Annotated in this window: 11 protein-coding genes; 7 read left to right on the top strand and 4 right to left on the bottom strand. The window is 71.7% G+C overall.

Annotation, left to right across the window (positions count from 1 at the left end; translation table 11 throughout):
* Positions 1 to 18 precede the first annotated feature (18 nt).
* Together ASE68_RS18690 and ASE68_RS18695 are read left to right on the top strand one after the other, a co-directional pair.
* Entirely contained in the window at positions 19 to 2,058 is a 2,040-nt protein-coding gene (locus ASE68_RS18690; protein ID WP_055863103.1) for a hypothetical protein, read from the top strand.
* Positions 2,058 to 2,723: a ThuA domain-containing protein gene (locus ASE68_RS18695; protein ID WP_055863104.1), complete on the top strand. Its 666-nt coding sequence runs from the start codon at positions 2,058 to 2,060 to the stop codon at positions 2,721 to 2,723. Before ASE68_RS18690 ends, ASE68_RS18695 begins: the two co-directional genes overlap by 1 nt.
* Positions 2,724 to 2,741: 18 nt before the next feature.
* Here ASE68_RS18695 and ASE68_RS18700 read toward each other — a convergent pair whose 3' ends face one another.
* The gene (locus ASE68_RS18700; protein ID WP_055863398.1) at positions 2,742 to 3,800 is read right to left on the bottom strand and encodes a DNA polymerase IV; all 1,059 of its coding nucleotides are present in this window, start codon (positions 3,798 to 3,800) and stop codon (positions 2,742 to 2,744) included.
* 91 nt (positions 3,801 to 3,891) lie between these two features.
* Entirely contained in the window at positions 3,892 to 4,461 is a 570-nt protein-coding gene (locus ASE68_RS18705) for a TetR/AcrR family transcriptional regulator (RefSeq protein WP_235481259.1), read from the bottom strand.
* 108 nt (positions 4,462 to 4,569) lie between these two features.
* On the opposite strand from ASE68_RS18705, the gene ASE68_RS18710 reads away from it, so the two are divergent.
* The gene (locus ASE68_RS18710; protein ID WP_082462510.1) at positions 4,570 to 7,188 is read left to right on the top strand and encodes an MMPL family transporter; all 2,619 of its coding nucleotides are present in this window, start codon (positions 4,570 to 4,572) and stop codon (positions 7,186 to 7,188) included.
* A 73-nt stretch (positions 7,189 to 7,261) separates the two neighbouring features.
* Positions 7,262 to 8,314, top strand: coding sequence for a HoxN/HupN/NixA family nickel/cobalt transporter (locus tag ASE68_RS18715; RefSeq protein ID WP_055863106.1), 1,053 nt, complete (start codon positions 7,262 to 7,264; stop codon positions 8,312 to 8,314).
* 45 nt (positions 8,315 to 8,359) lie between these two features.
* Here ASE68_RS18715 and ASE68_RS18720 read toward each other — a convergent pair whose 3' ends face one another.
* Positions 8,360 to 9,373, bottom strand: a complete 1,014-nt coding sequence (locus ASE68_RS18720) for a DUF2804 domain-containing protein (RefSeq protein WP_055863109.1) — start codon at positions 9,371 to 9,373, stop codon at positions 8,360 to 8,362.
* 125 nt (positions 9,374 to 9,498) lie between these two features.
* Between ASE68_RS18720 and ASE68_RS18725 the strand changes: the two genes are divergently transcribed.
* The 3 genes from ASE68_RS18725 to ASE68_RS18735 all read left to right on the top strand — a co-directional run bounded on the left by ASE68_RS18725 (position 9,499) and on the right by ASE68_RS18735 (position 13,085).
* Positions 9,499 to 10,521 carry a tocopherol cyclase family protein gene (locus ASE68_RS18725; RefSeq protein WP_055863111.1) on the top strand — a complete coding sequence of 341 codons (1,023 nt, stop codon included), beginning with the start codon at positions 9,499 to 9,501 and terminating at the stop codon, positions 10,519 to 10,521.
* 191 nt (positions 10,522 to 10,712) lie between these two features.
* A complete protein-coding gene (locus ASE68_RS18730) occupies positions 10,713 to 12,701 on the top strand; it encodes a DEAD/DEAH box helicase (protein ID WP_055863113.1) in 1,989 nt (662 codons plus the stop codon).
* 6 nt (positions 12,702 to 12,707) lie between these two features.
* Positions 12,708 to 13,085 carry a DUF2809 domain-containing protein gene (locus ASE68_RS18735; protein ID WP_055863115.1) on the top strand — a complete coding sequence of 126 codons (378 nt, stop codon included), beginning with the start codon at positions 12,708 to 12,710 and terminating at the stop codon, positions 13,083 to 13,085.
* 74 nt (positions 13,086 to 13,159) lie between these two features.
* On the opposite strand, the gene ASE68_RS18740 is transcribed toward ASE68_RS18735, so the two are convergent.
* Positions 13,160 to 13,444: a hypothetical protein gene (locus ASE68_RS18740; protein WP_055863402.1), complete on the bottom strand. Its 285-nt coding sequence runs from the start codon at positions 13,442 to 13,444 to the stop codon at positions 13,160 to 13,162.
* Positions 13,445 to 13,791: the final 347 nt, after the last annotated feature.

Below are 13,791 nucleotides of genomic sequence, written 5' to 3' on the forward strand. Positions count from 1 at the left end.
ACGAACGAAGGAGTTCCGATGTCCGAATCCCCGACGCTCTCCCGACGCGTGGTGCTGCAGGCGGGCGGTGCTGCCGGCCTGTCCGCGCTCGCCGCGCTCGTCGCCGCCGACCCGGCCGCCGCGGCCGCGCTCGCCGCGGGCCGGCCGACCGGCCCGACGATCACCGACCTCGGCCCCGCCGTCAGCCAGTACGGCCTGATGAGCGCCCTGCTCGTCGGCGACACCGTCTACATCGGCTCGCGCAACATCGAGCCGACCGGCGTCATCGGCTTCCACCTGCCGACGCGCACCGTGACCGTGAGCACCGAGGTCACGACCGGGTACGCCATTCAGTCACTGGCGGCCGACGCGAGCGGCCGGTACCTCTACATCGGCATCCTGCAGAAGTCCGGCGGTCCGCAGCCCAACCTGCACCGGTGGGACCTGCAGACGCCAGAGCTGCCCGCCGTGCCGATCGGCGCGATCGGCGACCGCGACGTGCGCGACCTCGCCGTCGCACCCGACGGCACCCTCTTCGCGGTCGGTGGCGGCAGCACGACCGCGCCGGCGCTCTGGCAGTTCGACCCGGCGTCGGGGCAGGTGACGAGCCTCGGCATCCCCGATGCCGCCTCGACGCTCGCCCGGGCGGTGGCCGCCACCGACGAGGCCGTCTTCTTCGGCGCAGGCAGCACCCTCGGCGGCGGCGGCAGCGCCGGCCGGGCGACCCTGTTCGCCTACGACCGGGCGGCGGCGACGTTCTCGTCGATCGCGCCCGCCGAGTTCGCCGCCGACCCGAGCGTGCGCGAGCTGGCGATCGTGGGCGACCGGCTCGTCGCGTCGACGGCGGCCTCCACGGAGGCGTCCAAGGTCGCCGTGATCGACCTGGCCGACCTCTCGTCGTACACGCTGGCGACCTCGATCGGCAAGACGGCGAAGAACATCGCGGCCATCGGCGACCACCTCTACCTCGCCAACGAGACCGGGCTGCTCGACTTCACGCCGTCGACCGGCACGCTCACGCAGCTCGACCTCGGCGACCTCGACCTCGGCGAGATCTGGGGCGTCGACGCGCACGGTGGCACGCTCGCCGTCGTCTCGGCATACGGCTTCGTGGCCGAGGTCGACCCGGCGACGGGCACGTCGACGGTCACCGACCTCGCCGAGGCCGGCGCTCCGGTGAGCCCGCAGACCTGCATGGGCCTGGCCGCCGGCGGCGGCTACGTGTACGTCGGCGGCAACGGCGCCATCGCGCGGCACTCGCTGAAGACGGGCGAGGTGGTCAACCTGCGTGCACCCGGCGAGGCGAAGGACGCCGAGGTGATCGGCGGTGTGCTCTACACCGGGCAGTACAACTCGCAGGGCATCTGGTCGTACGACCCGAAGCGCGGCGAGCCGATCCACCAGGTCGCCGCCTTCGCCGGCGAGCAGAACCGTCCGCTCGACACGACCTGGGACCCGGTGCACCGCAGGTTCCTCGTCGCGGTGCAGTCCGACACCGAGGGCGGCGGGTCGATCTGGACCTACGACCCCCGCACGTCGACGTCCACCATCGCGGTGAACCCGATCGACGACGTGCAGCTCGTGCGCGCGGTCGCGACGACCCGCGGGGTCGCCTACCTCGGCGGCGACAACGCGCAGAAGACGGGCCCCCGGGGCACCGTGATCGCGTGGAACCCGATCGCGCAGCGCGAGCTGTGGCGCATCGAGACCGGGCTGCCGAACGGCATCGCCGCGCTCGCGATCCAGGGGCGCCATCTCTACGCGCTCACGATCAAGGGCGGGTTCGTCGTGATCGACCTGCTGCAGCGCAGCATCGTGCACACGGCCGACCATCGCCCGCTCTGCCCCGGATTCGCGGCGATGGTCGAGAACCGGGGCGTCGTCTACGCGGTGTCGGACACGACGCTGTGGCGGTTCGACCCGAAGACGTTCGCCGTGACCGTCGTCGTCTCCGAGATCAACGGCGCCTGGTACAGCGGCTCGCACCTGAACATCGACGAGCGCGGACGCATCTACACGCTGCGGGGTCGCAACCTCGTGCAGGTCGTCGACCGTCCCCGCCCCTCGGGCGGCCGCTGATGCCCGATGTCGTCGTCCTCAGCGGGGGTGGCCGCTACGCCGACCCGTGGCATCCGTTCGCCGAGACGAGCGCCGCGCTCGCCGAACTCGTGCGCGAGGCCGGGCTCACGGTCGAGATCGACGACGATCCGGATGCCGCGGTCGCGGCGCTCGGCGACGACGTGCGCCTCGTCGTGGTGAACGCGGGCGACCCCGGCGATGCGCCTGCATCCTCGCAGGCCGCCGCCGCGGCATCCGCCCTCGACCGCGCCCTGGATCGCGGCATCGGCGTGCTCGCGATGCACGCCGCGGCGGCGAGCCTGCGTGCGTACCCGGCCTACGAACGGCTGCTCGGCGGCCGGTGGGTGCGCGACGTCTCGTGGCATCCGCCGTTCGGCGAGGCGCGGGTGCACGTCGTGGGCGACCATGCCGTTGCCGAGGGCCTCGTCGACTTCACCGTGCTCGACGAGCGGTACACGGGCCTGCGACGGCTCGGCGAGATCGAGCCGATCGCCGAGCACGAGGAGGGCGGCGCGTGGCATCCGCTCGTCTGGGCGCGCGAGGTCGGACGGTCGAGGCTCGTCTACGACGCGCTCGGGCACGATGCCCGGTCGTACGAGTCGGCTGCGCACCGCGCGCTCATCACGAGCGCGCTCGGGTGGCTCGCGGGGGCCGACGCGCCCTGACGCGCCACCCGCCGCGACTCACCACCCGCTGCGCGTCGGCGTGTGCCCCTCGCGGGCGTCGTCGGGCATCGGCATCTCGGCGCGGAGGCCGAGCAGCCGGATCGGTCGGCCCGGCTCGATGCGGTCGGCCGCGAACCGGCTCACGTGCGCGAGCACCTCGTCGCGGTCGGCGGTCTCGGCGACCTTGCGGCTGAACGTCTTGGTGAGGAACGGCGCGTAGCGCACCTTGAGGGTGAGCCGCATCACCGGTCGACCCTCGGCCGCGATGTCGTCGAGCACCGACTCGGCGAGGGTTCGCAGCGCGGCCTCGATCTCGGCGGGCTCGACGAGGTCGGCCTGGTACGTGGTCTCCCGGCTGTGGCCCCTGGCGACCCACTCGGTGTCGTCGACGACCCGGGAGCCCTCGCCGCGACCGAGCTCGCGGAACCAGGGCCCCATGCGGGGGCCGAACTCGGCGACGAGCAGGTCGAGGTCTGCGGCGGCGAGCTCGGCGACCGTCGAGATGCCGAGGGCGGCGAGCCGTTTCGAGATCTTCGAGCCGACGCCCCAGAGCTCGATCGTCGCGCGATGGCCCATCACCTCGAGCCAGTTCTCGGCCGTCAGCCGGAACATCCCCTGCGGCTTGCCGAACCCGGTCGCGACCTTGGCGCGCACGAGCGTGTCGCCGATGCCGACGCTGCAATGCAGGCGCGTGCGCTCGAGCACCGCGCCGCGCAGGGCGATCGCGTACGCCTCGGGGTCGTCGCTGTCGATGCCGACGAACGCCTCGTCCCAGCCGAGCACCTGCACGGTCGCGCCCGGCTGTTCGCGCAGGGTCGCCATGACGGCGACGGATGCCTCGGTGTAGGCCTCGTGGTCGACCGGGAGGATCACGGCGTCGGGCGCCTTGCGCGCCGCGATGCGCAGCGGCATGCCGGAGCCGACCCCGAATGCGCGGGCCTCGTACGACGCCGTCGACACGACGGCGCGCTCCGTCGGATCGCCGCGGCCGCCGACGATCACCGGCAGCCCGGCGAGCTCGGGGCGCCGCAGCACCTCGACGGCAGCGATGAACTGGTCGAGATCCACGTGCAGCACCCAGGCGGCCACGCCTCCAGTGTGCCGCGGCCGCCGGCCGGGCGCGAGGGATCAGCCTCGCACTGCGCCGATCAGCCGGGCACCGCGCCGATCAGCCGAGCACGGCGTCGACGAGCCGGGCGGCCGCCGCGGCATCCGACGGGGTACGACTGAGCGCCCGCAGCACGACCGCGCCGACGAGCGCATCGCCGAGTTCGTCGAGCGGGCGGTCGGGCGACAACTGCCCCGCCGCGACGGCGGCCTCGAACCGGGCGTGCAGCAGGGAGTTCGCGCCGAGCTGCTCCGACAGGCGGGCGCCGACGCTCGGGTGGTCGCCCGCCGCGGCGATGAGCGAGTGCACCATCGTGTCGCCGCCCTCGCGGTCGACGAAGCCCAGGATGCCCCGGAGCCACGCCGTGAGGTCGGCCCGGAGGTCGCCCGTGTCGGCAGGGCTGATGAACCCCTCGGAGAACAGCAGGCCCTCGAGCAGGCAGTCGGCCACGAGCGCGCCCTTCGACGGCCACCAGCGGTAGATCGTCTGCTTGCCGACGTGCGCCTCGGCGGCGATGCCCTCCATCGTGAGGTGGTCGTAGCCGCGGGTCTCGAAGAGTCGAGCCGTGGCGTCGAGGATCGCGACCCGCGCGGCTTCGCTGCGGACCGGACCCCGTCGATGCTCGGACACCAGCACATGGTACCCATCGCCCATGGTTCTCCCAGCAAGACGAGACGGTGCGTCTCGTATACTCGCACGGTCGATCGCAACGTCGGTCGCGCGCGAGAGGAACATGACGTGGCTGAGCTGCTGTACCGACTGGGCAAGTTCTCGGCGCGACGGGCATGGGTGGTCATCGCCGCCTGGACCGTCGTGCTGGCGATCGCCGTCGGCGGATTCCTCATCGGGTTCAAGGGCCTCACGACGAGCTTCGACGTGCCGGGCACCGAGTCGGGCGAGGTCATCGCCGAGCTCCAGGACGAGATGCCGCAGTACAGCGGCGGAGCCGGCACCGTCGTCTTCACCACGACCGACGGCTCGGCGCTCACCGACGCCCAGCAGGCCGAGATCAGCGCGCTCATCGCCGACCAGGGCGACCTCGTCGACGTCGAAGACGTGGTCGACCCCTTCGAAGCGCAGCAGCAGCTCGAAGACCAGCAGCAGCAGTTGGCCGACGGCCAGCAGCAGATCGACGACGGCACGGCGCAGCTCGAGGACGGCCAGGCGCAGCTCGACGCCGGAACCGCGCAGCTCGAGGCCGGGCAGGCGCAGCTCGACGCGGGCCAGGCGCAGCTCGATGCGGCACGCGAGCAGCTCGTCGCCGCCGGCATGCCGACCGATGAGATCGACGCCCAGCAGGCCCAGCTCGACGCGCAGCAGGCGCAGCTCGACGCCCAGACCGAGGTGCTCGCGAGCGAGCAGGCCAAGCTCGACGACGGCGCCGATGAGCTCGCGGCCAACGCCGAGCAGCTCGACCTCGGCAGCGAGCTGCTCGGCTACGCCGACGGCATCGGCCTCGTCTCCGAAGACGGCTCGACCGCGATCGCGAACGTGTCGTTCACCGTGCCGCGCCTCGAGCTCTCCGAGGACGCCAAGCAGTCCGTCATCGACCACTTCTCGGCCGAACCCATCGAGGGCGTCTCGGTCTCGTTCTCGACCGACATCTCGCAGGGCGTTCCCGAGCTGTTCGGCATCGGCGAGGCGATCGGCCTCGTCATCGCGGCGATCGTGCTGCTCGTGATGCTCGGCTCGGTCATCGCGGCATCCCTCCCGCTCGTCACCGCGATCTTCGGCGTCGCCGTCGGCATCCTCGGCTCGCTCGCCTTCTCGGGCGTGGTCGACATGGCCTCAGTCACGCCCATGCTCGCGGTCATGCTCGGCCTCGCGGTCGGCATCGACTACTCGCTCTTCGTCGTGAACCGGCACCGGAAGCAACTGCTGCAGGGCGCCGAGGTGGTCGAGTCGATCGGGCTCGCCAACGGCACCTCCGGCAACGCCGTGGTGTTCGCCGGCACCACCGTCATCGTCGCCTTGCTCGCGCTGAACGTCACGGGCGTGCCGTTCCTCGGCCTCATGGGAACCGTCGGCGCGGTCGCCGTCGCCGTCGCCGTGCTCATCTCGACGACGCTCACGCCGGCGCTGCTCGGCCTGCTCGGCATGCGCATCCTCCGCCGCAAGGTGCGCGCCCACCTCGGCGAGGGCAACCGCCACGAGCCGCCCGTCGTGAAGGCCATGCCCACCTGGCGCGCGGTGCTCACCGGATTCGTCACGATCGTCGCGTTGCTCATCGTCGCGATCCCCGCGCTCTCGATGCGCGTCGGCCTGCCCGACGGCTCGAGCGAGCCGCACGACTCGGCCGCGTACGAGGCGTTCACCGTCACCGAGGAGCAGTTCGGCGCGGGCGCGAACAGCCCGCTCCTCGTGACGGCCGAGCTGCCCGAGGGCACGACCGACGACGAGGTGCTGCAGCTCCAGGTCGACATCGCGTCCACCATCGCCGCGCAGGACGACGTGGTCTCGGTCGCCGCCGTCGACGTCTCCGACGACAACTCGCTCGCCGTGTTCCAGGTGATCCCGGCCGAGGGCCCGAACGCGGCCTCGACCGAGCAACTCGTGCGCGACCTGCGCGCCCTGCCGCCGGTGAACGGCGACATCACGCTCGGCGTGGCGGGCCAGGCGGCGATCAACATCGACATCTCCGAGGGCCTCGCCGACGTGCTGCCGCTCTACCTCGTCGTCGTGGTCGGGCTCTCGCTGCTCATCATGATCCTGGTGTTCCGCTCGCTGCTCGTGCCGATCATCGCCACCGGCGGTTTCATCCTGTCGCTGTTCGCCACCTACGGCGCGATCGTCGCGCTGTTCCAGTGGGGGTGGGGCGCGGACGCGCTCGGCATCAGCACCGGGCCGATCCTGAGCTTCCTCCCGGTGATCCTCGTGGGAATCCTGTTCGGCCTCGCGATGGACTACCAGTTGTTCCTCGCGACCGGCATGCGGGAGGCCTACGTTCACGGGTCGCCCGCGCGGCTCGCCGTGGCCCAGGGCCTGCGCGCCGGTCGGTCGGTCGTGATCGCGGCCGGGCTCATCATGGTCTCGGTCTTCGGCGGCTTCATCTTCTCGGACTCGACCATGATCCGTTCGGTCGGCTTCGGCCTCGCCTTCGGCGTGCTGATCGACGCCTTCGTCGTGCGCATGCTGCTGATGCCCGCGATCATGCACCTGCTCGGCCGTTCGGCGTGGTGGATCCCGAAGTGGCTCGACCGCATCATGCCCGACGTCGACGTCGAGGGTGCCGCCCTCGAGCGCCGTCACCACCTCGTGACGGCAGACGATGAAGCGGATGTCGCAGGCGGCCCCACGCTCGTCACCGGCCCGGCCGACGACGCGACGCCCGCGACCGAGACCTCGCCGACGCGCTGACGACTGCCCGTTCGGGCCTCCCCGCTCGTCCGCCCCGGCGTTAGCATGACGCCGTGGCGGATGAGCGGGATCGATGACCTCACCCGATCGGGTCGACACCCGCCGCGGCACCGTCGGCGTCGTGGCGTTCATCGCCGCGCTCCACGTGCTGGGGTGGGGCGTGCTGCTCGTCGCCGTGGTACCGGCGGGCATTCCGCTCGGGGCCGGTGACGGCACCGCGCTCGTGACGCTCGGCGTCGGACTCGCCGCCTACACGCTCGGCCTCCGCCACGCGTTCGACGCCGACCACATCGCGGCCATCGACAACACGACCCGACGCCTCGCCGAGCGCGGACGCCCGGCGAGCACCGTGGGGTTCTGGTTCTCGCTCGGGCACTCGACGATCGTGCTCGTGCTCTGCGTGCTGCTCACCTTCGGCGTCGCGGCGATCAGCGCGTCGCTCGCCGACGACTCGTCGGCGCTGCACACCTGGACGGGCGTGATCGGGCCGACCGTGTCGGGCGTCTTCCTGCTCGTGATCGCGGCGGTCAACATCGCGTCGCTCCGGGCCCGCAGCCGCTCCGACGCGCACCACGGAGACCACCATCACGGCGGTCCGGTGCTGCGCCTGCTCGGCCCGTTCGAGCGTGCGGTCGACCGGCCGTCGCGCATGTACGGGGTCGGCCTGCTGTTCGGACTCGGCTTCGACACGGCGACCGAGATCGGCCTGCTCGCCCTCGCCGGCGCCTCGACGCTGGCCGCCGTGCCGTGGTGGGCGGTGCTGACCCTTCCCGTGCTCTTCGCGGCGGGCATGAGCGCCTTCGACACCGCGCAGGGCGCCGTGATGCGCCGGGCCTACGCGTGGCAGCCGGATGCAGGTGAATCGGGTGGCCGCGGCATCCGGAATCGCGATGTCGGCGCGGTCTACGGCGTCGCGATGACCGTGCTCTCGGTGGTGGCCGCGGTCGTCATCGCCCTCGTGCAACTCTCGGGCGTGCTGGTCGAGAACCTCGGTCTCGGCGACCCGTTCGCCTGGATCGCATCCATCGGCGTCGACGACCTCGGGCTCCTCCTCACGGCGCTGCTGCTCGCCACGTGGGCGATGGTGCTCATCGCGACGCGACGCCCGCGTTCGGTGTCGGCCTGACCGCGACCGATGGCCCGCTGACGCCTCGAGGTGCCGGCTCGACGGTCACCAGCGGTTGCGCACCTCCTCGGCCCAGCCGAGCAGGCCGTCGACCGCGATGCGCTCGCCCCCGGCATCCACCCACCCGGAGTAGTGGCCGAAGCACTGGTGGCCGTGCGAGCCGAACACGAGCAGCTCGGTCGAGCTCACGCGGTCCCAGAACGGCTCGCAGCGCAGGTCGACGGATGCCCCGTGGATGCGCCACGGCGCGAGCCAGTCGTGCTCGTCGTACGCCCACTCGAGCTCGTCGCCGATCTTGTGCAGGCGTCCGTCGACGAGCACCGCGTTCTCGGTCGAGCCGGTGCCGTCGGTCCACTTGCCGCCGAGCTGGAGGCCGATCGTGCGGCCGTCGGGGGCCAGGCCCGACGCGGCGCCCCAGTTCCAGGTCATGCGGTACGGCCAGCGCCCGCGCCCGTGGTCGAGCACCGCCCAGCTCTCGCCCTCCGGCAGGTCGATGCGCTCGCCGGCGACCTCGAGCCATCCGCTCGCCCGCCTCGCGACATCCTTCACCGTGTACTGGAACCGCGTCGCCGACCAGGGCACGACGACACCCAGGCTCTCGTGGCCGACCGGCCGATGGGCCAGGATGTCGAGCCGCACGTCGCCTGACGTCGCTCGAAGCCGCGTGCCACCGTCGACTTCGTCGAGGTCGATCGAGATCGTGCGCGTGACCGCCCGGGCCGGGCCGTCGCCGAGCGAGGCCGGCAGCACGGCGCTCGAACCGAGCGGGGCGATCGCCGACCGGTCGATCGTCGCCCCGGTGCGACGGTCATGCACGAGCACGGCGTGCACCGCGGCGTAGTCGAGCGACGACACGGTGAGGGCGATCACGTGGGTCGGGGTGGTGACGGCCCAGTATTCCCAGCGCTTGTTGCGTCCCCAGACGTGTCGTCCGCCGATGCCCGACGTGTCGTGCAGGGGCGTGCGCGTCCAGCCGACGGACTCGGGGTTCAGTCGGCCGTCTGCGCCCACGAGGGCGACGGGTGCGGTGAGCTCGCGCTCGACGATGGTGCGGGGCATCCGGGTCCGATCTCGCGGGGGAATCGAGGTGAGGATGCGTCGCCGATCGGTCATGTTCGGCGCTGAATCCGCAGCGAGCGTAGCAGCGGATGCCCCGCGGACCCGCCGCCCCCTAGGGTTGGCGCATGCGAACCCCGGCGGCGTATCTGCGAGGAGTGCGGCATCCAGAGGCCTTCCACGGCAAGGGCGTGACGAAGGGGTACTTCGAGGGCTGGTACAACAAGGTCGTGTCGGCCGACCGTACGCAACGCTGGGCGGTGATCCCCGGGGTGTTCCGCGGGCTCGGCGGTGCCGCCGGCGGAGCTGACGGGCGCACGACCGACGAGGCGTTCGTGCAGGTGCTCGACGGGCTCACCGGGCGCAGCTGGTACCACCGGTACGAGGTCGGCGAGTTCGCGGCATCCGACCGGGAGTTCGACGTGCGCGTCGGGCCGAACCGGTTCTCGCCCGCGGGCATGACCCTCGACCTGCCGCAGTTCCGCGGCGAGATCGCCTACTCCACGCCGCTCGAACCGTGGCCCGTGACGGCGCGCGAGCCCGGCATCATGGGCTGGTACGGCCTCGTACCGGCCATGGAGTGCTTCCACGGCATCGTCTCGTTCGGCCACGGCCTCGCCGGCGAGATCGAGGTCGAGGGCCGCCCCACGAGCTTCGGCGGCGGGCGGGGCTACCTCGAGAAGGACTGGGGCCAGGCCTTCCCGGCCGGATACGTCTGGATGGCCAGCAACCACCTCGACACCGAGATCGGCGACGGAACGGATGCCTCGCTCATCGCCTCGATCGCGATCATCCCGTGGCTCGGGCGGGCGTTCCGCGGCTCGATCATCGGCCTGCGCCACGGCGGTCGACTGCACCGGTGGACCACGTACAACCGCTCGAAGGAGACCCGTCTCTCGATCGACGACACGCATGTGCGGTGGAGCGTCACCGGCCCCGACGGCGTGCTCGAGCTCGACGCCGAGCGGGTGCGCGGCGGGCTGCTGCACGCACCGCTCCGCACCGCCATGCACCAGCGGGTCGAGGAGACGCTCGACGCGAGCATCGCGTTCCGGCACCTCGACCACGACGGCCGCGTGCTGCTCGCCGGCACCGCGGCCTGCGCCGGCCTCGAGGTCTTCGGCGACACCGACCGGCTGCTCGCGCTCTGAGCTTCGTGGTCCCGCCGGTCGAGTAGCGACGGAGGAGCGTATCGAGACCCGACCGCGCTGGTCTCGATACGGCGCTGGCGCGCCTACTCGACCGGCATCGGACGCCCGCCCGCGGCATCCGCTCGCCCTGCGTCGACGCCGCCCGAAAAACGTACCCGGACGCCTCACAGGCGACAGGAGTAGGCTGAAATGTGACTTCCGGCGAAAACCCCGTCGTGGCCGAGGCTCCTGAAGAGCCCGCCGCGATCAGCTTCGCCGACCTCGGACTCGACGGCGCCGTACTCAAGGCCCTCTCCGACGTCGGCTATGAAACCCCCTCGGCCATCCAGGCCGCCACCATTCCGACCCTCCTCGCAGGGCGCGACGTCGTGGGCCTCGCCCAGACCGGCACCGGCAAGACGGCCGCGTTCGCGCTGCCGATCCTCGCGCGACTCGACGAGTCCCAGAAGACGCCGCAGGCCCTCGTGCTCGCCCCCACGCGCGAGCTCGCCCTGCAGGTCTGCGAGGCCTTCGAGAAGTACGCGTCGCGCATGCGCGGCGTGCACATCCTGCCCGTCTACGGCGGACAGGGCTACGGCGTGCAGCTCTCGGCCCTGCGCCGCGGCGTGCACATCGTCGTCGGCACCCCCGGTCGCATCATGGACCACCTCGAGAAGGGCACGCTCGACCTCTCGCAGCTCAAGTACCTCGTGCTCGACGAGGCCGACGAGATGCTCAAGATGGGCTTCGCCGAAGACGTCGAGACGATCCTCGCCGACACCCCCGCCGACAAGCAGGTCGCCCTGTTCTCGGCCACGATGCCGTCGGCGATCCGCCGCATCTCGAAGCAGTACCTGAACGACCCCGAAGAGATCACGGTCAAGACCAAGACCACGACCTCGGCGACCATCACGCAGCGCTACCTCGTCGTCGCGCACCAGCAGAAGATCGACGCCCTCACGCGCATCCTCGAGGTCGAGAACTTCGAGGGCATGATCGTCTTCGTGCGCACGAAGAGCGTGACCGAAGAAATCGCCGAGAAGCTCCGTGCACGCGGCTACTCGGCTGCGGCCATCAACGGCGACATCGCCCAGGCCCAGCGCGAGCGCACCGTCAACCAGCTGAAGTCGGGCAAGCTCGACATCCTCGTGGCGACGGATGTCGCGGCGCGAGGCCTCGACGTCGAGCGCATCAGCCACGTCGTGAACTTCGACATCCCGACCGACACCGAGTCGTACGTGCACCGCATCGGCCGCACGGGCCGCGCCGGCCGCACCGGCGACGCGATCAGCTTCGCGACGCCCCGCGAGCGCCGCCTCATCTCGGCGATCGAGAAGGCCACCCGCCAGGAGCTCACGCAGATGCAGCTCCCGAGCGTCGACGACGTCAACGTCACGCGACTCTCGCGCTTCGACGACCGCATCACCGCGGCGCTCGAGCAGGCGGAGCGCATCGAGGGCTTCCGCGACATCATCGGCCACTACATGAAGCACCACGACGTGCCCGAGGTCGACGTGGCCGCGGCGCTCGCCGTGGTCGCCCAGGGCGAGTCGCCGCTGCTGCTCGAGCCCGAGGCCGTGCGCCCCGCGCGCGAGTGGAAGGAGCGCGACGACCGCGGCGACCGTGGTGGCCGTGACGACCGCCGAGGCGACCGCGACGGCGGATCGCGCGGCGGGCGCTACGACGACGACCGCGGCGGCGACCGTCGCTCGCGCGGCGGCCCCCAGCTCGCGACCTACCGTATCGCCGTCGGGCGACGCCACAAGGTCGAGCCCCGCCAGATCGTCGGCGCGCTCGCCAACGAGGGCGGCCTGCGCCGCGAAGACTTCGGTGCGATCCAGATCCGCCCCGACTTCTCGCTCGTCGAGCTGCCCGCCGACCTGCCCCGCGAGACGCTCGAGCGCCTCGACGGCACCCGCATCAGCGGCCGGCTCATCGAGCTGCGCCCCGACCGCGGCGCGCCGCCCCGTCGTGACGGCGGACGCGACAGCGGTCCTCGCCGTTCGTACGGCGACCGCGACGACCGGCCCCGTCGCTCGTACGACCGCGACGACAAGCCGCGCCGCTCGTACGACGACAAGCCGGCCCGCTCGTACGACAAGCCGGCGGGCTCGAACGACGACGCCGCCGCAGACACTGCCGGCGCCGGCGACGACGGCGCCGGCCGCAAGCCGCGCCACAAGGGCACGCGCGACGAGTAGTCGCACGTGCGGCCGATCCTCGCGGCGACCGCTGCGGTCGTGCTGCTCGCGGGCCTCTGCCTGCAGTTGCTCGACCGCACGGTCGCCGTCGACCTCGCCGGCAGTGCGCTCTACGCCATGCTCGTCGGGCTCCTGGTCGCGATCGCGGGGCCGCGCCTCGCCGGCTGGATCGTCGCCCTGGCGGCCTTCGCGATCTCGGCGGGGGTCGAACTACTGCAGCTCACCGGAATCCCGGCGGCGATCGTGTCGGCCGTGCCGCCGCTGCGGCTCGTGTTCGGCAGCTCGTTCGATCCGCTCGACCTGGTCGGGTACGCGATCGGAGCCGTGGCGCTGTTCTTCGTGCACGCCGCGGTCGTACGAGCGGCGGGTCGGCGGCGGGCATGAAACGGCGGATGCCGCGGAGCACGAGCCCCGCGACATCCGCCGTTCGTCTTGCCCCGGTTCGGGCACGCGGGCTGCTAGCCCTGCACGCCGATCTCGAACGACACGCGGCCGTCGTCGCCGATCGACGCGTCGAGCGTCTTGTCGGTGAGAGCCATCGCCGCGGCCTCGCCGAGGTAGACCCGCGCGCCGTCGTGTTCGACGACGGAATCGGTCGGGTTCGGCGTCGGAACGATCGCGACGGCGAACTCGGTCGCCGCGGCATCCTGCGCGTTGATGCGCAGCCCGGACCCTTCGGGGGCTCCGTTGCGGGAGACGATCTCCTTCACGACGGTGCTGGCGTTCTCGGTCAGTGTGAGCATGTGCTCCTCCTCTGCGATCACGAATGTCCCACCATTCCGAAGCCCTCGAATCGTCGCAACCCCTTGCACCCGTCGATCGGATGTCCCACACTGGGCGCCCCTCGAACGGGTTCGCGCCGCGGCATCCGATCGCTCTCGCCCTCTGGTGATCACCTTTTCAGGACCACACCGCTCATGGCTGCATATTGCGCTCATGACCGCTGTGGTCCTGAAAAGGTGATCGCGCGGCGTCGACCGAGAAGGTTTCGGCTCGGTCACACTCCGTCTTCATGTCTCGTTCAGATTCACGTGTTCCGCTAGGTTGAGCCCGACGCCCGCCGTCGTGCGTCATAGCCGAACGATGGGAC

This window comes from Agromyces sp. Leaf222 (genome assembly GCF_001421565.1).
GTDB lineage: Bacteria > Actinomycetota > Actinomycetes > Actinomycetales > Microbacteriaceae > Agromyces.